The following is a 26,455-nucleotide window of genomic DNA, read 5'->3' on the forward strand; positions in this document are numbered from 1 at the left end:
AAATGTGCACGATAAAATATTACAAAATGCTACTTTGATGTATTGGTTTGGTGAACGCTATCTTGTTTACAATGTAAACGTGTGTATATTGCAAGCATATTAAAAACGTATCTATTGGATTTCAAAAGGATACGTCCGTAGCATACGTCCATCAAATAAAGGGGCAACACATGAGCCAAGAAGAAAAGTTACCTAAAATTCTAATTGTTGAAGATGATGAGCGTCTTGCTCGTTTAACACAAGAATACCTCATCCGTAATGGTCTTGAGGTTGGGGTAGAGCCGGATGGCAACCGTGCTATTCGTCGTATTATTGCTGAGCAACCAGACATGGTGGTTCTAGATGTCATGTTGCCAGGTGCTGATGGTTTGACCATCTGTCGTGAAGTTCGTCCACATTATCATCAACCGATTTTAATGCTGACTGCACGTACTGAAGATATGGATCAGGTCTTAGGTCTGGAAATGGGTGCAGACGACTATGTCGCTAAACCGGTTCAGCCGCGTGTCCTGCTGGCTCGTATTCGTGCTTTATTACGCCGTACCGACAAAGTACCTGAGGATGAAGTGGCTCAGCGAATCGAATTTGATGACCTGGTCATCGACAATGGTGGTCGTTCAGTGACCTTAAATGGTGAGCTGGTTGACTTTACCAGTGCAGAATATGACCTGTTGTGGCTGCTGGCTTCAAATGCGGGTCGCATCTTGTCACGTGAAGATATCTTTGAGCGTTTACGCGGCATCGAATATGACGGCCAAGACCGTTCAATTGATGTGCGTATCTCACGCATTCGTCCAAAGATTGGTGACGATCCTGAAAATCCAAAGCGTATTAAAACAGTACGTAGTAAAGGTTATCTATTCGTCAAAGAAACTAACGGTATCTAATCGGTGCCTTTAGCCGCCTGAATAAACAGGATAATTAATAGGTGTTTAAACACAGTATATTTTTGCGGATATACGCAGGCCTGGTCATGCTTGTGGTCCTGGTGGCAGTATTTAGCTATCTGCTGGTACAGATCATCAACTACCAGCGTGCGCAGGAGTATCGTGAATCCCTAACTGATGGTATGGCATATATCATCAGTGAGGGGGTTGCGAGACAGCCTAATCTGCAGCAAAAGATGGATTGGGTTTCAGATGCGTCTGATCTGTTGGAATTGCCGATCTACTATGTCGAAGCTAGTAAAGTGGATATTACCCGGGCGGAAGGTCGACGTCTGGCTGACCGTAAGGCAGTCGTGCGTTGGGATGCCAAAACCGGGGTAGCTTATATTGTCATCGGGCTACGTGATGATCCAAGTCATTATCTTTATATTAAGGCGGATAATATTACTGAACGTCAGATGAAGGCTTTACCGGTCTTTATTCTGGATTATCTGGTGTACTACCCAGGTCAGGAAAAAGAATACCTGAAGCGAATTCAGGACTATTTCTCTTATCCAATCTCGATCGAAAATGTCCAGAGCCTGCCACTAGATTCCGAGCAGATTGGACGTTTGCGTCTAGATCACAGCATTATTCTATATCGTGATAGTGCCTCAATTCGCGGTACTACAATTTCGATCATTTCTCCTATTCCTAGCTCGACGTCTGAAGTGCTGGTAATGGGGCCAGTGCCATTATTTAACTGGATGCCATTCCAGTTAGCTGCCGGGATTACCTTGCTCAGTCTGTTTGTCTTGAGTCTGGGGATTTATGGTCTGCTGGTGCCAATGCAGCGTAAACTGCGTGAAGTGAGCTATGCCCTGAACAAGATGAAAACTGGCAATATGTCATTACGTCTTCCGGTAGAGGGTAGTGATGAGATGGCGACGCTGGCTTCCAGCTATAACAATATGTCGGATCATATTCAGCGTCTGATTGAAGCGCAGCGTGAATTGATGCGTGCCGTATCGCATGAGCTGCGTACACCTGTTGCTCGTATTCGTTTTGCTGTGGAAATGATGGCAGATGAAGATGACTATGATTATCGCTTGCAGCAGGTTGAGCAGATCGATAAAGATATTGAAGCCTTAAATACCTTGATCGATGAAATCATGACCTATGCCAAACTGGAACAGGGCATGCCTTCAATTGAATTTGAAGATATTGATCTGTTTGAAGTGTTGGATCAGGTGGCAGTCGAAACAGATGCTTTAAAAACTGGCAAAGAAGTCGAAGTACTGCCGATGCCAGTACCTGTGACCGTAGAAGCTGAACGACGTTACCTGCATCGTGTGGTACAAAATCTGGTGGGGAATGCAGTACGCTACTGTGAGCAAAAAATCCTGATCAGCGGCGGACTAGACGCTAAGGGCATGGCGTATATCTGTGTAGAAGATGATGGGCCGGGGATTCCGGAAGCTGACCGTGCTCGTATCTTTGAAGCTTTTGCCCGACTGGATGATAGTCGTACCCGTGCTTCAGGGGGGTATGGTTTGGGCTTGTCTATTGTCAGCCGGATTGCCTACTGGTTTGGTGGAGAGATTCAGGTCGATCAAAGTCCGACACTGGGTGGTGCACGCTTTATCATGATTTGGCCAGCCAGCCGTTACGGTAAAAAAATCAAGCAAAAACCGATCGAAAAACTGGAAAAAGCTGAAGTGTCAGATCAATCAGAATAAGAGTTTAGGTGAGAAAAAACGATACATAGGTATCGTTTTTTTATGGCTATTTAAAGGGGATTATTCATGGATGGTAGCATCCGGTTCAATCAGTGGCTTGCCTTCTTTCAGGCTGTTTAAGGCATCAGAATTGAAGTTGATCAGTAGCTTGTTATTTTTAACATCTACCTGATAGCTTTGGATTAGCTTTTGGTCACCAGATAAGGTTTCAAGCTTGTACTCATCGGCAATATTCATAATACCGTCTAGGTTAATGCTGGAAGAGGCATAGTCTGTCTGGAAAAGTTTATGAATATCCCCTAAGTCAAAGATTGCATTGCTGGCATCCTGATGTTTTTGGATATAGCTTTCTACATGTCGCATCAATAATTGAGCAAAGAAAAAATAATCAGGTTTATGGGTAAATCGTAGAGACATGCATGGACTCCTTATTGTTACTTTATAAATGTCATAGTGTGTTTAAAAATAGAAATATCATAATCTGAATCAAACTGTTGGACGTGTTGCAAAAATACACAATTGCTCTTTTAAGGCTTACCGAGAGCGGGTAGAAAAGGGAGGCTTCTAATTGAATGACAACATTCATGTTAAACATCTTTTAAAAACACACTGATTTTTCCGGAGCATGATGCAAAGGTGAAATGTTTTTGATTGATTCTTTATAAGTTTCTTTTAATTGGGTGGATAGCTAGGCACTGTAAACGGAGTGAGGCTTAATTAAGCAAAGCTTTAAAAAGTCTATCTGGGTTTAGAAAAAAATAATGGAAATTTAAACTTTAATTTAAAAAAACGATCGGTTGAGATTCTCTGAGCTTAAAGCCAGAATAAAATAAAGAATGTCTAAAAAATCATCCAAAAGACTAAGGCTTATAAACTAGCAAGTGAAATCCAAAATCAGGTACAATTGGCGGGATTAATTTTGTGTTTGGTGTATTTGAAGGCCAATACATACATTCTTTGTTAATAAATCGGCCTGCCAGGAGTTATCCCCGCATGAGTGCCATTACTCCATACGAATGGGCAATTATTGCCTTCGTGATCGGCGTTACATTTTTATGCGTCTTTATGCTCACTGTCCCATTACTCCTCGGGGGTAAATCATGGGGCCGTGCCAAGCAGGAGCAGTTTGAGTCAGGCGTAGTCAGCGCAGGTGGAGCTCGTATCCGCTTGTCTGCGAAATTCTATTTAGTTGCAATTTTCTTTGTAGTCTTCGACCTCGAAGCACTTTACCTGTATGCATGGGCATCTTCTGTTCGTGAAGTAGGTTGGATTGGTTTTGCAACTGCAGCTATCTTTATTTTGGTTTTACTTGTTGGTTTGGTTTACGAATTATCGACAGGCGCACTGAACTGGGCACCTTCAGACAGACGTAAAGCAGCAGGATATAAAGCTAAAATTGGTTCGCCAAATATGGATCTTGCAGAAATTACGCGCTTCAACTCAGTTGAAGAATTGGTTATGGATCCAACTGGTCAAATCCCAGCTCAATCATCTGGTCTTGTGAAAAAATCACAAGTTCAACCCTCTGATAAGGAGTAACTCGGGATGAAATATACATTAACCCGTGCGAATCCGAATGCTGATGAATATCCACTTCAAGAGCGTATCGTTGTAGAAGATCCGCTTCTAGAAGAAGAAGTGAATAAAAATGTGTTCATGACTCGCCTAGAGGATGTAATGCACACAGCAGTGAACTGGGGTCGTAAGAACTCAGTTTGGCCATTTAACTTTGGTACATCTTGCTGCTACGTTGAATATGCAACGACTTTGACCGGTGTACATGACTTGTCACGTTTTGGTGCCGAAGTTATCCGTGCTTCACCGCGTCAGGCAGACTTGATGATCGTAGCAGGTACATGCTTCGTGAAAATGGCTCCGGTAATTCAACGTCTGTATGAACAGATGCTTGAACCGAAATGGGTTATTTCAATGGGTGCGTGTGCGAACTCAGGTGGTATGTACGATATTTATTCAGTCGTACAAGGTGTGGACAAGATTATTCCGGTAGATGTATACGTTCCGGGCTGCCCACCACGTCCTGAAGCATTGATCCAGGCATTAATGCTGTTACAAGACCAAATTCAATTAGAGCGTCGTCCGCTGTCTGCGGTAATCGGTGATGATCTTAAGCCAGTGTATAAGCCAAAGATGATGCCGGAACGTGACCGTAAGAAAGACCAGCGTGTGGCTGTGAAGAACTTACGCTCTATGGATGAAATTAAATAATTTAAACGACCGGTTTTTTGTTGTGCACCCGCTATGGGTGTAGTTGTCGTTTAGGTTGACTGAATTTGTATTAAATAGGAAGCCAAGCCAATGGCTGAAACTGACATTGCTATGCCAGAATCAACAGCAGTTGATTCACGCCCAGCATTTGCCATCATTGAAGAGCTCAAAACCAAGTTTGGTGAGAACTTCTTTGTGCAAACAACTTTCGAGGATTTCCCGACAGTTTGGGTTGAGCGCGCACGTGTACAAGAAGTATTGATGTTCTTGCGTACCGTGCCACGTCCATACGTGATGCTATTCGACTTGTCTGCAGTAGATGAGCGTTTACGTACGCACCGTGACGGTTTGCCTGCGTCAGAATTCACAGTGTTCTATCATTTATTATCTTTAGAGCGTAACTGTGACATTCGTATTAAAGTTGCATTAAGCGACAGCGATCTGAATATTCCGACCGCAACGAATATCTGGCCAAATGCGAACTGGTATGAGCGTGAAGCTTATGACATGTTCGGCATCAATTTCGAAGGGCATCCAATGCTCCGTCGTATCTTGTTGCCAACCTACTGGGAAGGTCACCCGCTACGTAAAGAATATTCTGCACGTGCAACGGAATATACACCGTATATGCAGAACCAAGCCAAACAAGACTTCGAGCAAGAACACCTTCGCTTTGTGCCTGAAGATTGGGGCTTAAAGCGTGGTAATAAAGACGAAGACTTCATGTTCCTGAATTTGGGTCCTAACCACCCGTCTGCGCACGGTGCGTTCCGTGTAATTTTGCAGTTGGATGGTGAAGAAGTGAAAGACTGTGTGCCAGATATTGGTTATCACCACCGTGGTGTGGAAAAGATGGCTGAACGTCAAACTTGGCATTCATTCATTCCGTATACTGACCGTGTGGACTATTTGGGTGGTTGTGCTCAAAACATGCCGTATGTGATGGGTGTGGAACAATTGGCAGGCATTACTGTGCCAGACCGCGCACAATGTATCCGTGTCATGATGTCGGAATTGTTCCGTATCAATAACCACTTGCTGTACATCGGTACTGCGATTCAGGATGCCGGCGGTATGACCCCAGTATTCTATATGTTCGCTGACCGTCAGAAAGTGTATGACATCGTGGAAGCGATCACCGGTTACCGTATGCATCCAGCATGGTTCCGTATCGGTGGTACTGCACATGACTTGCCAAATGGTTGGGAAAAACTGGTTCGAGACTTACTCGACTGGATGCCTAAGCGTTTGAACGAATACTATACTGCAGCACTGAAAAACTCTGTATTTGTGGGTCGTACCCGTAATGTGGCTCAGTACGATGCGAAATCTGCATTGGCATGGGGTGTAACAGGTACTGGTCTGCGTGCGACAGGTATCGACTTTGATGTTCGTAAATACCGTCCATACAGTGGTTATGAAAACTATGACTTCGAAGTGCCAGTTGAGTACGAAGGCGATGCATATGCTCGTGTGATTGTTCACTTCCGTGAAATCGAACAGTCACTGAAAATCATTAAGCAGTGTCTAGAGAATATGCCATCTGGTGCGTACAAAGCAGACCATCCACTGGCTGTTCCACCACCAAAAGACAAAACATTACAAGATATTGAAACCTTGATTACGCACTTCTTGAGCGTTTCTTGGGGTCCTGTAATGCCTGCAGGTGAATCATCTGTGATGGCAGAAGTGGTGAAAGGGGCGTCAACTTATTATCTGACTTCAGACAAGTCAACCATGAGTTACCGTACCCGTATTCGTACACCAACTTTCACGCATTTACAGCAAATGCCTTCTGTGATTAACGGCAGTCTTGTATCTGACTTAATCATTTATTTAGCGACAATCGACGTCGTAATGGCTGACGTGGATCGCTAAGGGGTAAACGCATTATGATGATTTTGACTGATAAAAAGCCACGTGTGAATGTTGAAGGGATTTTAACTTCGGAAGAAATCCATGAAATTGAACATCACATTGAGCATTACCCGTACCCACGTGCAGCGTGTCTTGATGCGCTGAAGTGTGTACAACGCCGTAATGGCTGGGTAGACGATGCTCAAATGAATGCCATTGCGCAAATGCTCAGCATGAGCCTTGCCGATTTGGAAGGGGTTGCAACGTTCTATAACCGTATTTACCGTCAGCCAGTGGGTCGTCACGTAATTTTACTGTGTGACTCAATTGCGTGTTTCTTGATGGGTGCGGAGACTTTAGCAGAAGCATTCCAGCGTGAATTGGGTATCCAGTTCGGCCAAACCACAGCGGATGGTCGTTTTACCTTGCTTCCAATTTGCTGCCTAGGTAACTGTGACAAAGGTCCAACCCTCATGATTGATGAAGACACTCACGGTCTCGTGGAAGTGACATCAATTAAACAGTTATTGGAGAAGTATGTATGAATACCGAACCAAAACCAATTTATGGCGACGGTAACCCGGAAACGCATCCACTGACTTGGCGTCTAAGCAAACAAGCAAATGTCCGTCACGTTGATGACTACGAAGCGCTTGAAGGCTATGCAGGCTTTAAAAAAGCCCTGTCTATGACACCGAAAGAAGTGCTGGAAGTTGTAAAAGCAGCAACCGTAAAAGGTCGTGGTGGTGCAGGCTTCCCGGCAGGGATCAAATGGTCGCTGATGGCGCCAAATGACAATTCAGGTCCACGTTACCTGATTTGTAATGCCGATGAGATGGAACCAGGTACCTTCAAAGACCGTCTGTTGATGGAAGATCTTCCTCACCAGCTGATCGAAGGTATGCTGATTGCAGCTTATACCCTTGAAGCAACTCAAGGTTATATCTTCATCCGTGGTGAATACATCGAAGCGGCGAAATACCTGAACGAAGCACTTGAGCAGGTTCGTGCCAAAGGTTATCTGGGTGACAATATCCTGGATTCTGGCTGGAGCTTCGAGTTACACGTGCATACCGGTGCGGGTCGTTATATCTGTGGTGAAGAAACTGCATTGATTAACTCGCTTGAAGGTCGCCGTGCAAACCCGCGTACCAAACCGCCATTCCCGCAGGTTGCAGGTGCTTGGGGTCGTCCTACGATTGTCAACAACGTAGAGACCTACAACAACTTGCCAGCCATCATGTTGCGTGGCCCAGAATGGTACATCGGTCTGTCTGCAGGCAAATCGAAAGATCCTGGCACAAAAATTTATGGTGCTTCAGGTAAGGTGAAATTCCCAGGTCTTTGGGAGCTGCCATTCGGTACAACCGCACGTGAAGTGATTGAAGAACATGCTGGTGGTATGCGTGACGGCCTGAAGCTGAAAGCATGGTTACCCGGTGGTGCATCAACTGACTTCCTGGCTGCTGAGCATATCGATCTTCCGATGGATGCGGAAAGCATCATGAAAGCAGGTTCACGTTTAGGTACCTGTCTATTGATGGTAGTTGATGAAACTCAATGTATGGTTTCAGCAACACGTAACCTAGAAGAATTCTTTGCGCGTGAATCTTGTGGTTTCTGTACACCTTGCCGTGATGGTCTGCCTTGGGCGGTGAAAGCGCTGAAAGCACTTGAAGATGGTACAGGTAAGAAAGAAGATATCGATCACTTACAAGAGCTTACCCGTAAGCTTTGGATTGGTAAAACTTTCTGTGCTCACGCACCAGGTGCGATGGAACCGTTAATGGGCGCACTCAAACATTTCCGTGGCGAGTTTGAAGCGAAAGTGGTGAATGCCGCAGCTCAAACTAGCAACGTAGAACAAGCTTAAGGAATTCGACTATGGCTACAATTCATGTCGATGGAAAATCGTATGAAGTCAACGGCTCAGAGAACTTGCTACAAGCATGTTTGAGTCTGGGCATCGACATCCCATACTTTTGTTGGCATCCATCCTTAGGTTCTGTCGGCTCTTGCCGTCAATGTGCTGTGACTCAATACGCGAATCCAGAAGATACGCGTGGCCGTTTGGTCATGTCATGTATGACGCCTGCGTCTGACAATACCTACATCTCGATTGAAGACAAAGAAGCGAAAGATTTTCGTGCTTCGATTGTTGAATTCTTGATGACCAACCACCCGCACGACTGTCCAGTCTGTGAAGAGGGTGGTCACTGTCACCTGCAAGATATGACAGTAATGACTCAACACGACCGTCGTCGTTACCGTTTCACCAAGCGTACGCATTACAACCAAGAACTTGGTTCGTTCATTGCGCACGAGATGAACCGTTGTATCGCATGTTACCGTTGTGTTCGTTACTACAAAGACTATGCGGGCGGTACGGATTTCGGTGTATATGCGAACGCTTCTCGCGTTTATTTCGGTCGTCCTGAATCAGGTACTTTGGAATCTGAATTCTCAGGTAACCTAACTGAAGTGTGTCCGACTGGTGTATTCACCGATAAGACTCACTCGGAACGCTATAACCGTAAATGGGACATGCAGTACGCACCAAGCGTATGTCATGGCTGTTCTTCAGGTTGTAACATCTCTCCAGGTGAGCGTTATGGCGAGCTTCGCCGTGTTGAAAACCGTTTCAATGGTGAAGTTAACCAATACTTCCTGTGCGATAAAGGCCGTTTCGGTACCGGTTATGTAAACCGTAAAGACCGTCCACGTCAGCCACAGTTCCGTACTGGCACGAATGTAGAAACAGTTTCTGTTGATACAGCATTGGATACTGTGATTGCGAAAATCCAGGGCAAAAAAGTTCTGGGGATCGGTTCACCACGTGCATCACTTGAAGCTAACTTCGCGCTACGTGAATTAGTTGGTCAAGATAACTATTCAACCGGTATGGCTCAAAAAGAGCAAAATCTGGTTGAACTGGCTGCATCGATCATGCAAACCGAGGGTGTCTATAACCCGAACATGCGTGAAATCGAAAGCTATGATGCGGTACTGATTCTAGGTGAAGACCTGACTCAAACTGCGCCACGTATGGCTTTATCTGTTCGCCAAGCTGCGAAAAATAAAGGCAAGGAAATGGCTGCAGAGCGCCGTACCCAAGAATGGCTGGCTGAACCTGTACAACGTATTGCCCAAGATGCGAAATCTCCGATTTACATTCTGGCTGCAACACAAACACGTTTGTCTGACGTTGCGGAAGGTGAAGTGGTTGCTTCTCCAAACGATATCGCACGTTTAGGCTTCGCGATTGCTGCGGGCGTGAAAGGTGAAGTCATCACTGGTCTTGATGACGATGCGAAAGCATTTGCACAAACCATAGCAGATACGCTAAAAGCTGCCAAGAAACCACTGATCATCTCTGGCACAAGTCTACAAGACGCAACTATCATGGAAGCTGCTGCACAAGTAGCACAAAACCTAGGTAATGCGGGCTTGACCTTGACTGTTCCTGAAGTGAACTCAATGGGGCTGGCAATCTTCGGTGGTCAAAGCCTTGAACAAGCATTTGCACAAGACTATGACACTGTCGTAATTGTAGAAAACGATCTATACCGTCGTTTACCAGTAGCTCAGGTTGATGCTGCGCTTGCAGGCAAACAGGTGATCGTATTGGATCACTCTGAAACTGCGACTGTGAAGAAAGCCAACATCGTATTGTCTGCTGCTTCATTTGCTGAAGGTGATGGTACTGTCGTTTCTCAAGAAGGCCGTGCACAACGTTTCTACCAAGTGTATGACCCTAACTACTACAACCCGGAACTGGCAATCAAAGAATCTTGGCGCTGGTTACACGCACTGGAAACAGGCGTACAAGGCAAAGCGATTTCTTGGACTGTGCTGGATGATGTGATCGAGTCAGTAGCAAGCAACGTTCCTGCACTTGAAGGTATTCTGGATGTAGCACCAGATGCAGGCTTCCGTGTCCATGGTCTGAAAGTGGCACGTGAACCACGTCGTTATTCAGGTCGTACTTCGATGCGTGCGCCATTGTCTGTACATGAGCCGAAACAGCCTACTGATAAAGACACTGCATTAACATTCTCTATGGAAGGTTATGTCGGTGATGAGACTCCATCTTCACTGGTACCATTTGCTTGGGCTGCAGGCTGGAACTCACCACAAGCCTGGAACAAATACCAGGATGAAGTGGGCGGTCACTTAAAAGGCGGTGATTCAGGCGTTCGTTTATTCGACCGTTTACCAAAACGTCCAGCGCGTAGCTTCGTTGCACCAGCACCTGTGCTTGTAAATGCTGAAAGCTTCCGTCTGGTGCCAATGCATCACATCTTTGCATCTGGCGAGTTCACCATTAAAACTCCGGCAATGGAATCACGTATTCCTGATGCAGTATTTGCAGTGGGCGAACAGGATGCTACACGCTTGAACCTGCAAGACGGTCAGAAGATCACTGTGAAAGCAGGCGAGGCTTCAATCGTTCTTCCTGTACAAGTGATTGAATACTTACCAACAGGTTATATTGGCTACCCAATTGGTCTTGCACCAACGGTATCTCTTGCAGAGCCTGTTTCAGTCGCGGTAGGAGCGTAATTCATGGAACAAGAATTAATCCGTCAAACGCCGCTGTGGGCTGAAAACTGGCCAATCGCCTATTCAGTACTTCAAGCGATCGTGATCTTACTGGTTGTAGTACTGATCGCTGCGTTGATGTCTTTTATTGAACGTCGTTTACTCGGCTTGTGGCAAGACCGTTACGGTCCGAACCGTGTCGGTCCGGGCGGTATGTTCCAGATTGTTGCCGACATGCTAAAAATCATGTTCAAGGAAGACTGGACACCAAAGTTTGCTGATAAATTGACTTTCCGTATGGCTCCAGCAGTTGCGATGGCAACTGCGGTGCTGTCCTTCATGGTTATTCCTGTGTCACCTTATCTAGGTGTTGCAGACATGAGTATCGGTTTGTTGTTCTTCATGGCAATGGCAGGTATTGCGGTATATGCAGTACTGTTTGGTGGTTGGTCTTCTAACAACAAATACGCATTGCTTGGTGGTCTACGTTCAGCAGCACAAACTATTTCTTATGAAGTGTTCTTGGGTATTTCCCTGATGGGTGTAGTGGCAATTGCCGGTTCATTCAACATGCGTGAAATCGTAGAAGCACAGAAAGATGTATGGTTTATCATTCCTCAGTTCTTAGGCTTCCTGATCTTCGTGGTTGCAGGTGTTGCGGTAACTCACCGTCACCCATTTGACCAACCAGAAGCAGAACAGGAACTGGCGGAAGGTTACCACGTAGAATATGGCGGTATGAAATGGGGTATGTTCTTCGTTGCGGAATACGTGAACGTAGTACTGATCTCTGCATTGATCGTAACCCTGTTCTTCGGTGGCTGGTTAGCACCATTTGGTCTTGATTTCCTTCCACCAGCATTCTGGTTCATTATTAAAACAGCATTCTTCGTAATGATGTTTGTATTGGCGCGTGGTTCTTTAATGCGTCCACGTTATGACCAGGTGATGAACTTTGGTTGGAAAATTTGCTTGCCATTGGCGTTGGTTAACCTTTTGGTGACTGGTGCTGTGATTCTGTTGAATCAGGCCTAAGACAGCAGGGAGAACAAAATGTTTAAATTTCTAGCTGGATTCGGGTCAATCGTTCGTACGTTGTTTATGGTATTTACCCATGCAACGCGCAAACGTGACACCATTTTATATCCGGAAGTGCCAGCCGAAGAAATCGTGCCACCACGTTTCCGTGGTCGTATCGTATTAACGCGTGACCCAGATGGCGAAGAGCGTTGTGTGGCATGTAACCTGTGTGCGGTTGCATGTCCGGTAGGCTGTATTTCACTCCAAAAAGCAGAACGTGAAGATGGTCGTTGGTATCCGGAGTTTTTCCGTATCAACTTCTCTCGTTGTATTTTCTGCGGTATGTGTGAAGAAGCATGTCCTACGACTGCGATTCAAATGACACCAGATTTCGAATTAGGTGAATATGTTCGTCAAGACCTAGTCTACGAAAAAGAACACTTGCTGATTTCTGGTCCTGGTAAATATCCTGACTATAACTTCTACCGTGTAACCGGTATGGCAGTTGCTGGTAAGGACAAAGGTCAGGCACAGCGTGAAAGTGCACCTGTTGATGTACGGAGTCTATTACCATGATGTGGCCATTTTATTTAATGGCCCTTGTGGCCATCGTCTCTACGGTTCGTGTGGTAACTAACACGAATCCGGTACATGCTTTATTAAGCCTGATCGTTTCACTCCTTGCTGTAGCAGGACTGTTCCTGATCGTGGGTGCACCGTTTGCGGGCGCACTTGAAGTCATCGTTTATGCTGGCGCGATCATGGTGTTATTCGTGTTCGTGGTAATGATGCTGAACCTGGGCGAACAGACTGTTGCTCAGGAACGCAAATGGTTGACTTCATCGGCTTGGGCTTATCCGGCATTGATGAGCTTCCTGATTGGTCTGATCCTGGTTTGGGTACTTAAATCAGACTACGTACAGCCTTCAATGGTGATGGGCACTGAAATGGTCGGTCCTAAAGCGGTAGGTCAATCACTCTTTACGCAATACTTATTGTTGGTAGAAGTTGCCGCGATGTTATTGCTTGCATCACTTGTTGCAGCATTCCATTTGGGTAAACGTGAACCAGGTGCAGAAGAGGAACAACAATAATGGGCAACATCCCTTTAGAGCATGGTTTGATCGTTGCATCCATTCTTTTTGCACTGGGTTTTTACGGTGTAATGGTGCGACGCAACCTGCTATTCATTTTAATGAGCCTTGAAATCATGATGAATGCTGCTGCTTTGGCATTCGTCCTGGCGGGCAGTGCATGGGCACAGCCTGATGGTCAAATCATGTTTATCCTGATTCTGACCCTTGCTGCGGCAGAGGCATGTATCGGTCTTGCGATCGTCCTTCAGTTCTATCATCGCTTCCATCATCTGGATGTGGATGCTGCTAGTGAGATGCGCGGATGAGTTATTTATATCTAACAATTTTATTCCCGCTCATTGGCTTCGTCCTTTTAGCGGCAGGGCGTCATAAGCTTCCTGAAACAGTTGCAGCCATTATTGGTGTAGGGGCTGTGGGGTTATCGGCATTGTTCGCACTCATTGCGGGTATGGACTTTGTCAACAATGGTTCTACCGCAGTAGTACAACCTCTTTGGACCTGGTTCAATGTCGGTGGTTTTGCACCGGGCATTAGCCTGCACCTGGACGGTTTGTCTCTGTTGATGCTGGGCATGGTGACAGGCGTTGGTTTCCTGATCCATATCTTTGCATCATGGTACATGCGTGGTGAACAAGACTTCGCACGTTTCTTCTCTTACTTCAACCTGTTCGTTGCAAGCATGTTATTGCTGGTACTGGGTGACAACCTGGCGTTGTTATTCCTGGGTTGGGAAGGTGTAGGTCTGTGTTCTTATCTGCTGATTGGTTATTACTACCAAAACCCTGCAAACGGTGTGGCAGCGATCAAGGCATTTACCGTTACCCGTATTGGTGACGTATTCCTGTTGATCGCCATGTTCTTGCTGTTCCAGCAATTCGGTACATTGAATACTCAGTACATCGTAGAAAATGCTGCGACTGTGATGACTCAAAGCTCATCATTGACCATCTGGACTGCACTAATGTTGTTCCTAGGTGCTGCTGGTAAATCTGCGCAGATCCCGTTACAAACATGGTTGGCAGATGCGATGGCAGGTCCGACTCCTGTTTCTGCATTGATCCACGCTGCGACAATGGTAACAGCAGGTGTTTACCTGTGCTGTCGTCTATTCACAGTATTTGAGCTTGCGCCTGAAGTGATGATGTTCATCTCGATTACTGGTGCAGTGACATTACTGGTAGCTGGTTTTGCTGCATTAGTACAAACAGACATCAAACGTATTCTGGCTTACTCAACTATGAGTCAGTTGGGCTACATGTTTATGGCTGTAGGTGCTGAAGCATACCAAGCGGGTCTGTTCCACATGCTGACTCACGCATTCTTCAAAGCATTATTATTCTTGTCTTCTGGTGCAGTGATTCTGGCTTACCACCACGAACAAAACATCTTCAAAATGGGCGGTCTGTTCTACAAGAACAAGTTCCTGTTTGCATGTTTCGCCATTGGTGGCGGTGCATTGGCTGCAATTCCATTCATCACTGTGGGCTTCTTCTCAAAAGATGCAATCCTGGGTGCGGTATGGGTACAAGGCCAATCAATTGCAGTTTACAGCACACTTTACTGGGTGGGTGTAATCGGTGCGTTCCTGACTTCGATCTATACATTCCGTCTAATCTGGGTTGTATTCTTCGGTAAAGAAAACACACCTTACCATGTAATCAAGGGTGTAACTTACTGGGGGCCATTGGCAATTCTTGCAGTACTTTCAACTTTCGTGGGTGCGGCATTAAAAGCGCCTGTGGAAAGCATTTTGAATGCGGCTAAACTTCCTGCATTTGAAATTCCGGAAGCACTTGAACATGGCATGCATACTGCAGAGTACACAGCAGTAGGTATTGCACTGGTAGGTCTTGCAATTGGCGTAGTGCTGTTTGCTTTTGCTTACAACGCTGTGAAATCTTTTGCGAAAACTTCTCTGGGTGCGGGTCTTACCAACATCTGCCGTAATGCACTTGGTTTCGACAAGCTGTATGACATCGTTTTTGTGAAGCCTTATTTGTTCTTCGCGAAACTGTTCGGCCGTGATCCGATTGATGGCTTCTGGCTAGTGCTGCCTGCACTGGTTAAAGGTGGTCATAGCTTTACCAGTTCACGTCAAACAGGTTCACTGCGTGAATATGCATCTAGTATGGGGCTCGGTGTCGTTGTCCTACTGATGATCTTGCTCGTGATTCAGGTAGTGGGGAAATAAAATGGAAGCTCCAAACAATATTATTTTGCCGGCTCTGATCCTCATTCCGTTCATTGCAGGTTTTATTTGCTGGTTGGTCGATAAACTCGACCAACACCTTCCGCGTTATATCGCGCTGATTGGTATGTTAGTGACGCTGGTTTTGACCATCGTCCTTTGGCAGTCGGGCACTTATAACTATGAACTTGGCGGTGCGGCTCCTACGTGGGCAGCCGAGTTCAAATTGCCTTGGATTCAAACCCTGGGTATTAACATTCACCTTGCAGTGGATGGTTTGTCTTTACTGATGGTTGGCTTGACTGCACTCCTTGGTGTGCTGGCAGTAGGCTGTTCATGGGGTGAGATTCAGAAAAACGTGGGTTTCTTCCACCTGAACCTTTTATGGTCTCTGGGTGGTGTAATCGGTGTATTCCTGGCGATTGACCTGTTCCTGTTCTTCTTCTTCTGGGAGATGATGCTGGTGCCGATCTACTTCCTGATCGCACTTTGGGGTCATAAAGGGGCAGAAGGCAAGTCACGTGTATATGCTGCAACCAAGTTCTTCATCTACACACAGGTGGCAGGTTTAGTCATGCTGATTGGTATCCTCGGTCTGGTGACTGTAGGCTACACCATGACTGGTCAAATCCGTTTCGACTATAACTACCTGATGGGTGTAGCGAACATGCTGGATACACAAGCGCCAGCAGTTGCTTATGCATTCATGATCTGTCTATTCATCGGTTTTGCGGTAAAACTTCCAGTTTTCCCATTACACGGCTGGTTACCAGATGCGCATGCGCAAGCACCGACAGCGGGTTCTGTTGACCTTGCAGGTATCTTGATTAAGACAGCTGCCTACGGTCTGATCCGTTTCGTGATTCCATTCTTCCCGGCGGCTTCTGCACAGTTTGCAGACATCGCGATCATTTTCGGTTTAATCGGTATTTTCTACGGTGCTTGGTGTGCTTTCCAGCAAACCGATATGAAACGTTTATTGGCGTATACGTCTATTTCACACATGGGCTTCGTTTTACTTGCAATTTATGCAGGTAACATCCTGACCTTCCAAGGTCTGATGATCATGATGCTGGCTCACGGTCTGTCATCTGCGGCGCTGTTCATTATGTGTGGTCAGGTGTACGAACGTGTTCATACACGTGATATGCGTTTGATGGGTGGTATTCGTGGTCAGTTCCCATACCTTGCATTCTTCCTGATGTTCTTCATCGCGGCGCTTGTCGGTATTCCAGGTCTAGGTAACTTCATTGGTGAGTTCCTGATCCTGATGGGTTCATTCGGTAAATTCCCTGCATTCACAATCCTCGCTGCAATCAGCTTGGTATTTGCGGGTCTGTACGGTTTGATTCTGATCCATAAAGCGTTGTTTGGTGTTCCAAACGAAGAGCAAAAACAGCACTACACAAATCCGTTAAAAGATTTAAATGCACGTGAAGTGGTAATTTTGCTGATCTGTGCATTTGGTCTAGCATGGCTTGGTCTATACCCACAAAGCTTCCTTGACGTTTCTAACTCAAGCATGGCGTGGTTAGCGAATAGCTACATTCCTGTGTCTGAAGCAGCTGATGCTGTGCAGCAAGCTGCCGTTTCAGCTGAAAATGTGGAGATCCAATAAGCCATGAACTTCACAATGTCTTTTTCTGAGCTTATGCCTCTAGCACCTGTGATGATCGTGTCATTGACTGCGATCGTCGTGATGTTGCTTACTGCAATTAAGCGTAACCATAACTTAGTTGCGACTACGACAGTCATTGGTTTAAACCTGGCGGCGTTGTACATTCTGTTCGTTCTGTTAGCGGGTCAATTTGCACCTGCTAATGTAATGAACCTGTTCCTCGTAGATCCGTTTACGATGCTGTATCAGTTTGTGATTATTGTGGCTGCACTGGCGTGCAGTACTTTGTCACATGCTTATATTGAAACCTATAAAGATAACCGTGAAGAACTATACATCCTGATGCTAACCTCCGTTGCGGGTGCGATGCTGATGGTGGCAAGTTCTCACTATGCATCTTTCTTCATTAGCCTTGAGCTCATGTCGATCCCTGTATACGGCTTATTGGCGTATACACATCAACGCTCTCAATCGCTAGAAGCAGGTGTGAAATATCTGGTGCTTTCAGCAACGGCATCTGCAATGTTGTTGATGGGTATGGCATATGTTTATGCATATACAGGTTCTCTAAGCTTTGTCGCTGAACCAGGCAAACTGTTGACTGCGTTTAGTCAACCTGCTGTGGTGATCGGTCTGGCGCTGATTGTATTCGCTGTTGGCTTTAAATTGTCACTGGCTCCATTCCACAAATGGACACCAGACGTATATGCAGGTGCTCCAGCGCCAGTTGCAACTTTCCTTGCAACTGTGTCTAAAGTGGCAATGTTAGGTCTGTTCGTACGTTATGTATTGTCTTCTGGCTTAATCCTGTCAGATAGCTTCGTAACTATCATCAGCGTGATTGCAGTACTTTCCATCATTGTAGGTAACTTGCTTGCAGTGAAACAGGTGAACCTGAAACGTATCTTGGCATACTCTTCAATTGCTCACTTCGGTTATGTACTGGTTGCGATCGTATCTGCACGTAATACAGATTTTTTACAAGTTCAAGGTTTCGCGACTTTCGAAAGTGTAAACGTCTATATCATCACGTATGTATTGACTACGATTGGTGCTTTCGGCGTGGTAACGCTGATGTCTAGTCCGTATAACAATACAGATGAAGCAGGTAGTCTGGCAGAGTACCGCGGTCTATTCTGGCGCCGTCCAGTATTGACTGCTGTATTAACTGTGATGATGCTGTCTCTAGCAGGTATTCCATTAACAGCGGGCTTCATCGGTAAGTTCCTGGTGGTGAAAACTGCAGTAGCAGGCGAGTCTTGGTTCCTTGCTGCGATGGTCATCCTGGGTTCAGGTATTGGTCTGTACTATTACCTGCGTGTGATGGTTGTCATGTACATGACTCCACCAGAAACACCACGTCTTGACGCTGTAAATCACTGGGGTCAAAAAGTCGGCGGTATCATGGTATTGCTCGTTGCATTACTGGTACTGGTGATCGGTGTTTATCCGGATCCAATCATTGCGCTGTCTCGCTATGCGTTCTTCGCAATGTCGCCTGAATTACAACAGTTTATTTTTACTTTGGTTCAAAGTGGTTTTAACTAATTCAGCGCAAGTTTGAAGTTATTACAAAAAAGCCTCCACGATTGGGGGCTTTTTTAGTTAAACAAATCCGGAAAAGTCTTTATAATAGCGGAAATTTATCTTTAACCTTCTAGGTGTTCTCCCGTGGCAATCCATGAAATCCGTCATCCTTTAATTCGACATAAACTCGGTTTACTGCGTCGTGCTGACATTAGTACCAAGAACTTCCGTGAGCTTGCTCAGGAAGTGACTATGCTTTTGACTTATGAAGCGACCAAGGATCTTCCTGTCGTTGAACATGAGATTGATGGCTGGAACGGACCGGTGACTGTAGACCGTATTGCAGGTAAGAAAATTACTGTTGTGCCAATTCTACGTGCAGGTATTGGTATGCTGGACGGTTTCCTGAATCTGATTCCAAGTGCCAAAGTCTCTGTACTGGGTCTGGAACGTGATGAAGAAACCCTACAGGCACGTACTTACTATAAAAAACTGGTTCCAGACGTACAAAACCGTCTTGCGATGATCATTGATCCAATGCTGGCGACTGGTTCTTCTCTGGTAGCTGCGATTGACGTATTGAAAGCCAGCGGCTGTAAAGATATTCGTGTGATGGTATTGGTCGCTGCACCTGAAGGCATTAAACGTGTTGAAGAAGCTCATCCAGATGTGGTGATTTTCACTGCGGCGATTGATCATGGCTTGAATGAAAATGGTTACATCGTTCCAGGTCTGGGCGATGCGGGTGACAAGATTTTTGGTTCAGTTCAAAAAGACTAATATTTTTGAAAATGAACAGAAAAGGGGCTTTTACAGCCTCTTTTTTATATACTGAATACTGACAGATACAGAGCAGGGGACGTTTATGACTTCCGAGCAATACCAAGGAAAAGTTAAACAGTACAATCCAGAAAAAGGATTTGGTTTTATTTCTTCACCTGAGGGTGAGGTATTTTTTCATATCTCGGATTTCCCCGCCGATTCAGGTGAACCGAAGCGTAATGACCGGGTAAAATTCAATGTAATTCAAAATGGTGATCGCTATAAAGCCATCAAGATTGAGCGTGTAGAAGATAGATCGAAGAAAGCCAAAAAAGCCAAAGCGGTAGCAGTCAATACTTCGATTACGTCAGCACTATTGTCGAATTTAAAGCGTTAATTTTTGCTTGGAAAATACATTCAAAAGGAGGCTTTAAAGCCTCCTTTTTATTCGAATTATAAGTTTATGTAAGTTGTAGGAATCTTGTGTAATCTAAAGCTTATAGAATGTTGCGAAAACAATAAAATACCCACCAAAGCTTAACAATATCCTTTAATCCCTTCCATATAAACTACGCATCAGTTGAATGGTCTAGAGACACATATCATGTTTACAGATGGAAGAATTAAAACCTATGATGCTGTACGAGGGATGGGAAGTATTGAACCGGCAAATAATGCGCAGGAACTTAATTTTCAGTTAGATCAATTACCTTCACCTGAAATAGTACCTCAAGTCGGAGAACGACTTAAATTTAGAATAATTGAAGAGCAAAATGCGATTCAACTGGACAATATGGTACGTTTGGATATCAAGCGTCAGGAAGAGTTCGTTTCTGAAGTAGTCGCATTGCCATCTCTAGCTTCTACTACGATAGTTAATCCGGCACGCAATACCATTTTCTTTAGTCCTACACTTTGGTTGATTCTGGTAACAGCAATTGGATTTATGATTTTTGGAGAAATTTAAGTTAGGTTCTCATTTACTAAGATATTTGTCTCATCATTCAAATAAAAAAGCATCTTACGGTGCTTTTTTATTTTTAGAATTTTTATCTATTTTTGAATACAATTACTAAAAATATTAAAGACAAGAGCGAGCTATGTTTCAAGAGGGGAAAATCAAAACTTATAACGAGGAACGTGGTTTTGGTTTTATCGAAATTGAAGGGGAAGTGAAAGACTTATTCTTTCACATAAAAGATTTCCCAAATAAGAACGTACCACCTAAGGTTGGAGAAAGCTTAAAATTCCGTAAAGTACAGGATGCAGGCAAGTTTAAAGCAGATAATATTGTGCGTTTGGATCTCAAAACGGAAACCCCTCGACATACGCCTCAGTCACGAGCATTAGAAAATAAGCCTCGTACTACTCAACGAAAACAATCTCAAGAGAAGAAAAGTAGCTTTAGCACTTATATTGGGCTTTTGATTATGATTGGCTTAGCCTATGCGGTCTATAATAAATATCAGGATTGGCAAAGCAGCAAAATACAGCCAGTAGAAGTGCAACGTATAGTTGAAGAACCACAAGTACAACAGAATTTTAGCTGTGATGGACGACAGCATTGTAGTCAAATGGGTTCATATGAAGAAGCTTTATACTTTTTAAAAAATTGTCCGAATACCAAAATGGATGGTGACGGCGATGGTATTCCATGTGAAAGCCAATTTAGACATCGCTAAATAAAAAAAGCGCCAAAAGGCGCTTTTTTTATTTAAAGTGAAATTTATGCTTCACAGAATTTCATAAAGGCTTTGAGGCCTGGACCTTGATATTTCTGGCGGTGTACCAGCATAAATAATGGACGGGTCAGAGACCAGAAGGGTGTATCAAGAATCACCAACTGACCTTTTTCACGCAATGGTTCAATTGCCAGTTTAGAAATACAGGACATACCTATGCCACCTGCAACTATCTTCAGAATTGCCTCGTTATGACCGAGTGTCAAACGGATATTAGCATCTGGAACATCTTGCAGAATGGCATTGTCAAAGACTTCGCGCGTACCTGAACCTTCTTCACGCAAAATCCATTCTACAGATTTAAAGTCTTCAGCAGTCAGTGGACGGTTTAACTGAGCAAGTGGATGATCCGGAGCACAGCACACTGCGAGTTCATCATCACGCCAATGGATGCATTGCAGCTGTGGCAAGTGACAGGAACCTTCAATCAGCGCAAGATCCAGCTGGAACTGGTTGACGGCTTCAATCATCTGGCGAGTATTACCCACCTGAAGTTGCAAGTGTGCCTGTGGCTGGATTTTTAAAAAATCCGCCATTAGGTCTGGCATCAGATAGTCGGAAATGGTCAGGGTCGCACCGAGACGCAGGTCAATGCTTTGCAGTTCACCTTTAGCAGCTTGTTCAAAAGCTTCACAGCGACCAAGAATTTCAAGTGCTTGCGGGAGAAGAAAACGACCTAAATCATTCAGCTGTAAACGCTTGCCTAGACGGTCGAATAAAGGTGCGCCAAGACCATCTTCTAAATCTGCTAAAGCCATACTCGCCGCACTTTGGGTGAGTTTGACTGCATCACTGGCTTTGGTGACGGTACCTTCTTGAGCAACTGCTACAAAAACAGCCAACTGGCGTAGAGTCATGCGCATGAATAGAGCCTTAACATTTAAAAAATATTAATAAATTATGCTGTCATGCTACCATGAGCATAGTCTTTGATGCCACGTTTGAATCATGTCTATTGAAAAATTTAGCTTAGAAAAGGTTTTATCTGTACACCGTTGGACCGATACGCTGTTTAGTTTCACCATGACCAGACCTGCACATTTCAAGTTTACTGCAGGGCAGTTTGCGCGTATTGGCTTGAAGATAGGAGATGAACTCGTTGTCCGGGCATATTCAGTGGTGTCTTCACCTTTCGATGAAACCCTGGAATTTTTCTCAATCGTGGTGCCTGAAGGTAAATTTACTTCAAATTTACAACATCTTAAAGTGGGTGATGAACTTTACCTGGAAAAGATTCCTTATGGCTATCTGATCCTGGCACGTTACCAGCTGCCATTACCACAAGATTTATGGTTACTGGGAACAGGTACAGGTTTGGCGCCATTTTTATCCATGCTGCAAGACTTTGAAACCTGGAATAACTATAAGCAAATTAATCTGGTCTATAGCGTGCGTACGCAAGCTGAACTGGCTTATGTAGAGCGTATTCAGGAAATTGCAGAAAGCTTTGGTGAAGGACATAGCGGTTTTAAATTTATTCCAATTATTACCCGTGATCCTGAAGCAGCATTGCATGACCGTTTACCGGTTCTGATTGCAAATGGTGAACTGGAAAAAGCCGCAGCTATGCAGCTTAATCCTGAAACCAGCCATGTCATGCTCTGCGGTAATCCGGATATGGTTGAAGATACCAAAGAAGCATTAAAAGCACGTGGCTTGACCATGAACCGTCGTGGTGAAGGAAATATTGCAGTCGAGAATTATTGGTAATTCCTTCAGGGTTCCTCCCTTTCTAAAAGGGAGGTTAGGAGGGATTAAAGTTAGATTATTTCCAGTTCTTGAATCCTCCCCAACCCCTCCTTTGCAAAGAAGGGGCTTTTACCTCTCTCTTGCGTAGCAGTGCTGCTCATCGCCTAAAAGGAAAGGGAGTTACAGCCTTCTAAAAGTTAGAAATGGATTAAAATTGAAAAAATATTTTCAAGTTAAAAAAGAATCCCCCCCTAAATCCCCATTTGTTAAAGGGGGGACTTTTATTTTCTTTAGGCACAAAAAAAACCTCCATACGGAGGTTTTTTGCTATTCAGGAATTAATGTACAAACATATCCATAAAGTCACGGATTTCCTGGATGGCAGTATCTGTATCGGTGGTTAACCAGGTCGGCTCAAAGAAACCGGCATAATGTTCGATTCGATCCGCGGGCACAACTAAACGTACCGGACAATCTTCTTCCAGCAGGCGCCATGGAATAATCGGAACGTCATTATCTAGCCAAGCCGCGACATTTCGTACATCAATGACCATGGCATTAATGCAGTCCGGAAAAGGCATCACCGACATTTCTTCAGTACGGCGGCGGAAATATTCCAGATCTTGCCAGCGTAGCATAAAGCTCGGTTTGCTAAATTCAATGATTCCAATCAGATGCTGATCACGAGTGTAGTGCAAAGCACATTGATGTGTGACGTCAGTGTCAAGATCAAGCGATACACTCTGTTGACGATACGCCATAAAACTCGGGTGCATGAAAAATAAGGTGGATAATTATAACGCATTTTGCGCAAAGTAGCAGGTATATTGAAAAACGGTATTTTTACAGCATGTTTTAGCCCACTTAAAATTTAATAAAATCATAATAGTATATTGTCTATTTTATAGATAATTCAATTCCTGATAAATCAGCTAAAAACCGCCAGCATCAACTGTCTGGGAAGAGAATTTCTAACTATAAGACCATAATATGTTCAGGCTAGAAAATGCCTCTTTTTGAAACTAATACCAAGTTCATCAGACTCATACATATAACTTACATCCATTCACTATCTCACCATCTTTTGTCACAGAAGCTGTGATAACTGCTTGTTATGATAAAAATCTACTTATGAATAAGAAAGAGTGAGAATGGTCATGGTTGATGATTTTAATAAAAAACCACCTTTGCATGATCAGGCAGCAATTACGCAGAAGAAGCGCATTCCTGTCTATATCCTGATTTTGGTCGGTATCTTTTTACTGGCAGTCCTGTTCTATATGTTTGCAGATGTGAAACCAGATGCGCCTGCGACCCAGCCCAATACACCAGTGCCAGCAACTGAAGCCCCTGCCAATAATGGTAGTCCGGCGACTACTCCAGGCGGCGAAAGCAATGAAGCAATGGCTACCGCAGATGATGCGATGACAGAAGCAACAGCGACTGTAGGCGAAATGTCACAAGATACAGCAGAAGCCACTGCAACTGATGCTCAACAGGCCACCCAATAATTGGAATTGTTAAAAAAGCTCTGGTTAATGACAGGGCTTTTTTGCAATAGGTGGTGATGTTTTTCAAAGTTCTGTATCTTCAGGCAAGCTAAGCACAGGAAGTTCAAGCTTTATAAGCAATCGGAAAGAGCTGAAGATTATCAAAAATAAGCTCGTGAATTCAGATAAATAGCGTAATAACAAAGAGGGCAGAAAACATGAATGATTATATGAGAGGCCCACGTGGTGGCTATGATGCCATGTACTATTGGGATCAGTTTCATCCAATTCTTAGTGCAATTGCCATATTAGTCCTAGGTTGGATTATTGCATTACTCGTCTCGGCAGGTGTTAAAAAAATCTTGCAAAAACTAGGGACCAATACACACTTAAATGCAGCGACAGGACATCGCTCTAATGTCGAGAGTATTATCGCTCGTGTTGTGTTCTGGATTATTCTGATTATTGCGGTCATCGGTGCGCTTAACGTACTGAATCTGACAGCAGTGAGCGGACCATTCAGTAATATGATCCAGCAGTTCCTGCTCTTTATTCCACAATTGCTGGCGGCTATTGCTGTGGCCTTTGTTGGATGGATTGTGGCGAATCTGGTCAAAGTCGGCTTGCAAAAAATGCTTGATCGCACTCAGCTGGATGAAAAGCTGAGTGCCGAAGTCGGTGTCAGTCCAATTAGCCAAAATATCAGTGAAATTGTTTACTGGCTGATTTTACTGCTGTTCTTACCAATTGTCTTGTCGATTCTAGGTCTACACGGTTTATTACTGCCTGTGCAGAACATGCTGACGGATGTCGTAAGTTATCTGCCTAATATCTTCATTGCTGCAGTTATTGTATTTGTCGGATACATTCTGGCAAAAATCGTTCGCGGTATTGTCGAAGGTTTGCTCAACAGCTTGAATATTCAACATCAAGCTGAAAAAGTCGGCATTTTCAAAAACTCGAATGTCGCTCAACTGATTGGTTCATTCATCTTTGCAGTCGTAATTATTACGTCATTAATCATTGCATTTGAAGCACTGGGTATCGAAGCAATTTCTCAACCAGCAACTGCAATGCTGTATGAGATCATGAATGCCATTCCAAATATCATTGCAGCTGCACTGATTCTAATTCTGGCTTATGTAGTTTCTAGACTGGTAGCACGTCTAGTAACTGAAGTCGTTGCCGGAACAGGCGTAGATGAGGTTCCAGCTAAACTGGATCTACAACGCTTCCTAGGCAAAACCAAACTATCAAGCTTGGTGGGTTATCTGATTGTACTGTTCACTATGCTATTTGCGGTTTCTGAAGCAGCGGACCGTTTAGGCTTTGAACAGGTAAGTGGCCTGATTGCGATGTTCATCTACTTCGGTGCAAACATCCTACTAGGTGCTGTAATTCTGGTGATCGGCTTCTGGCTGGCCAACGTAGTTGCCAACATTGTGCAACGCGGTGAATACAACAGTTCACGCTGGTTAGCAAACTTGGTTCGTGTACTGATCATGGGTCTGGTCATTGCAATGGGTCTACGTGCCATGGGCATTGCTGACTCGATCGTGAATCTGGCCTTCGGTTTAACTCTGGGTGCTGTTGCAGTGGCCTTTGCCTTGGCCTTTGGTCTCGGTGGCCGTCAACCAGCAGAACGTGTACTGACTGATTTGATCGATAAAGCTAAACGAGAAGCTAAAGATCCGAATCCTTTGAAAAATGAAACCAATATCATGACTTCAGGCTTAGGTGCTGATGTCAGTGGTACTACAGGTGCAGGCAGTTCAACTACAGGAGAAAATATTGTGCCGAAGCAAGATCAATCACAAGATGACAATACGCCAATGCGTACCAATTTATCCAATAGTACACCAGCGACCTTGACCACTGCACCACAGGATGATGAAGCTTCAGGTATAGATCAGGTGACACCAGATGTAGATCAGGCTGTACCGGATTCGCTTCAAGTTGATCCAATTCATCCACCAGCAAATAATCCATTTGGTTCTACAGGTGAAGAAGAACCGAATGTCGATAGTCATCCAAAAAAAGATGACCCGAATTAACCTGTTCTATCCAAACAAAATCGGCCACGCTTGAGTGG

Annotated in this window: 25 protein-coding genes; 22 read left to right on the forward strand and 3 right to left on the reverse strand. The window is 44.5% G+C overall.

All coding sequences use genetic code 11. The annotated features are described in order from the left end of the window. The first annotated feature begins 170 nt into the window (after positions 1 to 170). Together bfmR and bfmS are read left to right on the forward strand one after the other, a co-directional pair. Entirely contained in the window at positions 171 to 887 is a 717-nt protein-coding gene (bfmR, locus tag RJ01_RS03600) for a response regulator transcription factor BfmR (protein ID WP_004785097.1), read from the forward strand. 41 nt (positions 888 to 928) lie between these two features. Next, positions 929 to 2,605 carry a sensor histidine kinase BfmS gene (gene bfmS / locus RJ01_RS03605; protein WP_034170086.1) on the forward strand — a complete coding sequence of 559 codons (1,677 nt, stop codon included), beginning with the start codon at positions 929 to 931 and terminating at the stop codon, positions 2,603 to 2,605. 60 nt (positions 2,606 to 2,665) lie between these two features. On the opposite strand, the gene RJ01_RS03610 is transcribed toward bfmS, so the two are convergent. Beyond that, positions 2,666 to 3,022, reverse strand: a complete 357-nt coding sequence (locus RJ01_RS03610) for a hypothetical protein (protein WP_004785094.1) — start codon at positions 3,020 to 3,022, stop codon at positions 2,666 to 2,668. 576 nt (positions 3,023 to 3,598) lie between these two features. Here RJ01_RS03610 and ndhC point away from each other — a divergent pair. The 17 genes from ndhC (at position 3,599) to RJ01_RS03695 (ending at position 21,124) form a co-directional block, all read left to right on the forward strand. Continuing rightward, a complete protein-coding gene (ndhC, locus tag RJ01_RS03615; RefSeq protein WP_004785092.1) occupies positions 3,599 to 4,144 on the forward strand; it encodes an NADH-quinone oxidoreductase subunit A in 546 nt (181 codons plus the stop codon). Between the two features lie 6 nt (positions 4,145 to 4,150). After that, positions 4,151 to 4,831 carry an NADH-quinone oxidoreductase subunit B family protein gene (locus tag RJ01_RS03620; protein WP_004785090.1) on the forward strand — a complete coding sequence of 227 codons (681 nt, stop codon included), beginning with the start codon at positions 4,151 to 4,153 and terminating at the stop codon, positions 4,829 to 4,831. 90 nt (positions 4,832 to 4,921) lie between these two features. Beyond that, the gene (gene nuoC / locus RJ01_RS03625; protein ID WP_004785088.1) at positions 4,922 to 6,709 is read left to right on the forward strand and encodes an NADH-quinone oxidoreductase subunit C/D; all 1,788 of its coding nucleotides are present in this window, start codon (positions 4,922 to 4,924) and stop codon (positions 6,707 to 6,709) included. Positions 6,710 to 6,723: 14 nt separating this feature from the next. Continuing rightward, positions 6,724 to 7,233, forward strand: a complete 510-nt coding sequence (gene nuoE / locus RJ01_RS03630) for an NADH-quinone oxidoreductase subunit NuoE (protein WP_034170087.1) — start codon at positions 6,724 to 6,726, stop codon at positions 7,231 to 7,233. Further along, positions 7,230 to 8,561, forward strand: a complete 1,332-nt coding sequence (gene nuoF, locus RJ01_RS03635; RefSeq protein ID WP_005237063.1) for an NADH-quinone oxidoreductase subunit NuoF — start codon at positions 7,230 to 7,232, stop codon at positions 8,559 to 8,561. Before nuoE ends, nuoF begins: the two co-directional genes overlap by 4 nt. Positions 8,562 to 8,572: 11 nt before the next feature. Next, positions 8,573 to 11,251, forward strand: a complete 2,679-nt coding sequence (gene nuoG, locus RJ01_RS03640) for an NADH-quinone oxidoreductase subunit NuoG (protein ID WP_034170088.1) — start codon at positions 8,573 to 8,575, stop codon at positions 11,249 to 11,251. Positions 11,252 to 11,254: 3 nt separating this feature from the next. Next, positions 11,255 to 12,265 carry an NADH-quinone oxidoreductase subunit NuoH gene (nuoH, locus tag RJ01_RS03645; protein WP_004785081.1) on the forward strand — a complete coding sequence of 337 codons (1,011 nt, stop codon included), beginning with the start codon at positions 11,255 to 11,257 and terminating at the stop codon, positions 12,263 to 12,265. 18 nt (positions 12,266 to 12,283) lie between these two features. Next, positions 12,284 to 12,826 (forward strand): NADH-quinone oxidoreductase subunit NuoI, encoded by a 543-nt coding sequence (gene nuoI / locus RJ01_RS03650; RefSeq protein ID WP_004785079.1) that lies wholly within the window; start codon positions 12,284 to 12,286, stop codon positions 12,824 to 12,826. After that, positions 12,826 to 13,344 carry an NADH-quinone oxidoreductase subunit J gene (gene nuoJ, locus RJ01_RS03655; protein WP_171056685.1) on the forward strand — a complete coding sequence of 173 codons (519 nt, stop codon included), beginning with the start codon at positions 12,826 to 12,828 and terminating at the stop codon, positions 13,342 to 13,344. The genes nuoI and nuoJ overlap by 1 nt, the downstream gene beginning before the upstream one ends. Next, a complete protein-coding gene (nuoK, locus tag RJ01_RS03660) occupies positions 13,344 to 13,652 on the forward strand; it encodes an NADH-quinone oxidoreductase subunit NuoK (RefSeq protein ID WP_004280769.1) in 309 nt (102 codons plus the stop codon). The genes nuoJ and nuoK overlap by 1 nt, the downstream gene beginning before the upstream one ends. Further along, the gene (gene nuoL, locus RJ01_RS03665) at positions 13,649 to 15,538 is read left to right on the forward strand and encodes an NADH-quinone oxidoreductase subunit L (protein ID WP_034170089.1); all 1,890 of its coding nucleotides are present in this window, start codon (positions 13,649 to 13,651) and stop codon (positions 15,536 to 15,538) included. Before nuoK ends, nuoL begins: the two co-directional genes overlap by 4 nt. Position 15,539: 1 nt before the next feature. Then, positions 15,540 to 17,153: an NADH-quinone oxidoreductase subunit M gene (gene nuoM, locus RJ01_RS03670; RefSeq protein ID WP_004785072.1), complete on the forward strand. Its 1,614-nt coding sequence runs from the start codon at positions 15,540 to 15,542 to the stop codon at positions 17,151 to 17,153. A gap of 3 nt (positions 17,154 to 17,156) precedes the next feature. Continuing rightward, entirely contained in the window at positions 17,157 to 18,701 is a 1,545-nt protein-coding gene (gene nuoN, locus RJ01_RS03675; protein ID WP_004785070.1) for an NADH-quinone oxidoreductase subunit NuoN, read from the forward strand. A 123-nt stretch (positions 18,702 to 18,824) separates the two neighbouring features. Next, on the forward strand, positions 18,825 to 19,460 hold the full coding sequence (gene upp, locus RJ01_RS03680) for a uracil phosphoribosyltransferase (protein ID WP_004785068.1): 636 nt from the start codon (positions 18,825 to 18,827) through the stop codon (positions 19,458 to 19,460). An 85-nt stretch (positions 19,461 to 19,545) separates the two neighbouring features. Continuing rightward, entirely contained in the window at positions 19,546 to 19,839 is a 294-nt protein-coding gene (locus RJ01_RS03685; protein ID WP_034170090.1) for a cold shock domain-containing protein, read from the forward strand. A 207-nt stretch (positions 19,840 to 20,046) separates the two neighbouring features. After that, positions 20,047 to 20,409 carry a hypothetical protein gene (locus RJ01_RS03690; protein WP_034170091.1) on the forward strand — a complete coding sequence of 121 codons (363 nt, stop codon included), beginning with the start codon at positions 20,047 to 20,049 and terminating at the stop codon, positions 20,407 to 20,409. Positions 20,410 to 20,542: 133 nt separating this feature from the next. Then, on the forward strand, positions 20,543 to 21,124 hold the full coding sequence (locus RJ01_RS03695) for a cold shock domain-containing protein (RefSeq protein WP_034170092.1): 582 nt from the start codon (positions 20,543 to 20,545) through the stop codon (positions 21,122 to 21,124). Between the two features lie 44 nt (positions 21,125 to 21,168). Here the strand turns inward: RJ01_RS03695 and gigC are convergent, their stop codons facing one another. Then, positions 21,169 to 22,047: a LysR family transcriptional regulator GigC gene (gene gigC / locus RJ01_RS03700; RefSeq protein WP_004814707.1), complete on the reverse strand. Its 879-nt coding sequence runs from the start codon at positions 22,045 to 22,047 to the stop codon at positions 21,169 to 21,171. 85 nt (positions 22,048 to 22,132) lie between these two features. On the opposite strand from gigC, the gene RJ01_RS03705 reads away from it, so the two are divergent. Further along, positions 22,133 to 22,894, forward strand: a complete 762-nt coding sequence (locus RJ01_RS03705) for a ferredoxin--NADP reductase (RefSeq protein WP_034170093.1) — start codon at positions 22,133 to 22,135, stop codon at positions 22,892 to 22,894. 317 nt (positions 22,895 to 23,211) lie between these two features. Here RJ01_RS03705 and RJ01_RS03710 read toward each other — a convergent pair whose 3' ends face one another. Further along, a complete protein-coding gene (locus RJ01_RS03710) occupies positions 23,212 to 23,634 on the reverse strand; it encodes a hypothetical protein (protein ID WP_005237048.1) in 423 nt (140 codons plus the stop codon). Positions 23,635 to 24,030: 396 nt separating this feature from the next. Between RJ01_RS03710 and RJ01_RS03715 the strand changes: the two genes are divergently transcribed. Both RJ01_RS03715 and RJ01_RS03720 read left to right on the forward strand, forming a co-directional pair. Then, positions 24,031 to 24,384, forward strand: coding sequence for a hypothetical protein (locus RJ01_RS03715; protein WP_034170198.1), 354 nt, complete (start codon positions 24,031 to 24,033; stop codon positions 24,382 to 24,384). Between the two features lie 197 nt (positions 24,385 to 24,581). Further along, on the forward strand, positions 24,582 to 26,417 hold the full coding sequence (locus RJ01_RS03720) for a mechanosensitive ion channel (protein ID WP_034170094.1): 1,836 nt from the start codon (positions 24,582 to 24,584) through the stop codon (positions 26,415 to 26,417). The last annotated feature ends 38 nt before the right edge of the window (positions 26,418 to 26,455 follow it).

This window comes from Acinetobacter sp. YZS-X1-1 (assembly GCF_000804305.1).
GTDB classification, from domain to species: Bacteria; Pseudomonadota; Gammaproteobacteria; order Pseudomonadales; family Moraxellaceae; genus Acinetobacter; species Acinetobacter variabilis.

Coding starts and splice junctions, on each gene's coding strand:
- RJ01_RS03695 (WP_034170092.1), top strand. CDS start 20,543: ATGTTTCAAGAGGGGAAAATCAAAACTTATAACGAGGAACGTGGTTTT.
- nuoH (WP_004785081.1), top strand. CDS start 11,255: ATGGAACAAGAATTAATCCGTCAAACGCCGCTGTGGGCTGAAAACTGG.
- nuoN (WP_004785070.1), top strand. CDS start 17,157: ATGAACTTCACAATGTCTTTTTCTGAGCTTATGCCTCTAGCACCTGTG.
- nuoC (WP_004785088.1), top strand. CDS start 4,922: ATGGCTGAAACTGACATTGCTATGCCAGAATCAACAGCAGTTGATTCA.
- RJ01_RS03610 (WP_004785094.1), bottom strand. CDS start 3,022: ATGTCTCTACGATTTACCCATAAACCTGATTATTTTTTCTTTGCTCAA.
- RJ01_RS03705 (WP_034170093.1), top strand. CDS start 22,133: ATGTCTATTGAAAAATTTAGCTTAGAAAAGGTTTTATCTGTACACCGT.
- nuoK (WP_004280769.1), top strand. CDS start 13,344: ATGGGCAACATCCCTTTAGAGCATGGTTTGATCGTTGCATCCATTCTT.
- RJ01_RS03690 (WP_034170091.1), top strand. CDS start 20,047: ATGTTTACAGATGGAAGAATTAAAACCTATGATGCTGTACGAGGGATG.
- RJ01_RS03720 (WP_034170094.1), top strand. CDS start 24,582: ATGAATGATTATATGAGAGGCCCACGTGGTGGCTATGATGCCATGTAC.
- nuoF (WP_005237063.1), top strand. CDS start 7,230: ATGAATACCGAACCAAAACCAATTTATGGCGACGGTAACCCGGAAACG.
- nuoM (WP_004785072.1), top strand. CDS start 15,540: ATGGAAGCTCCAAACAATATTATTTTGCCGGCTCTGATCCTCATTCCG.
- RJ01_RS03620 (WP_004785090.1), top strand. CDS start 4,151: ATGAAATATACATTAACCCGTGCGAATCCGAATGCTGATGAATATCCA.
- RJ01_RS03715 (WP_034170198.1), top strand. CDS start 24,031: ATGGTTGATGATTTTAATAAAAAACCACCTTTGCATGATCAGGCAGCA.
- nuoL (WP_034170089.1), top strand. CDS start 13,649: ATGAGTTATTTATATCTAACAATTTTATTCCCGCTCATTGGCTTCGTC.
- nuoE (WP_034170087.1), top strand. CDS start 6,724: ATGATGATTTTGACTGATAAAAAGCCACGTGTGAATGTTGAAGGGATT.
- RJ01_RS03710 (WP_005237048.1), bottom strand. CDS start 23,634: ATGGCGTATCGTCAACAGAGTGTATCGCTTGATCTTGACACTGACGTC.
- bfmR (WP_004785097.1), top strand. CDS start 171: ATGAGCCAAGAAGAAAAGTTACCTAAAATTCTAATTGTTGAAGATGAT.
- ndhC (WP_004785092.1), top strand. CDS start 3,599: ATGAGTGCCATTACTCCATACGAATGGGCAATTATTGCCTTCGTGATC.
- RJ01_RS03685 (WP_034170090.1), top strand. CDS start 19,546: ATGACTTCCGAGCAATACCAAGGAAAAGTTAAACAGTACAATCCAGAA.
- nuoJ (WP_171056685.1), top strand. CDS start 12,826: ATGTGGCCATTTTATTTAATGGCCCTTGTGGCCATCGTCTCTACGGTT.
- nuoI (WP_004785079.1), top strand. CDS start 12,284: ATGTTTAAATTTCTAGCTGGATTCGGGTCAATCGTTCGTACGTTGTTT.
- gigC (WP_004814707.1), bottom strand. CDS start 22,047: ATGCGCATGACTCTACGCCAGTTGGCTGTTTTTGTAGCAGTTGCTCAA.
- nuoG (WP_034170088.1), top strand. CDS start 8,573: ATGGCTACAATTCATGTCGATGGAAAATCGTATGAAGTCAACGGCTCA.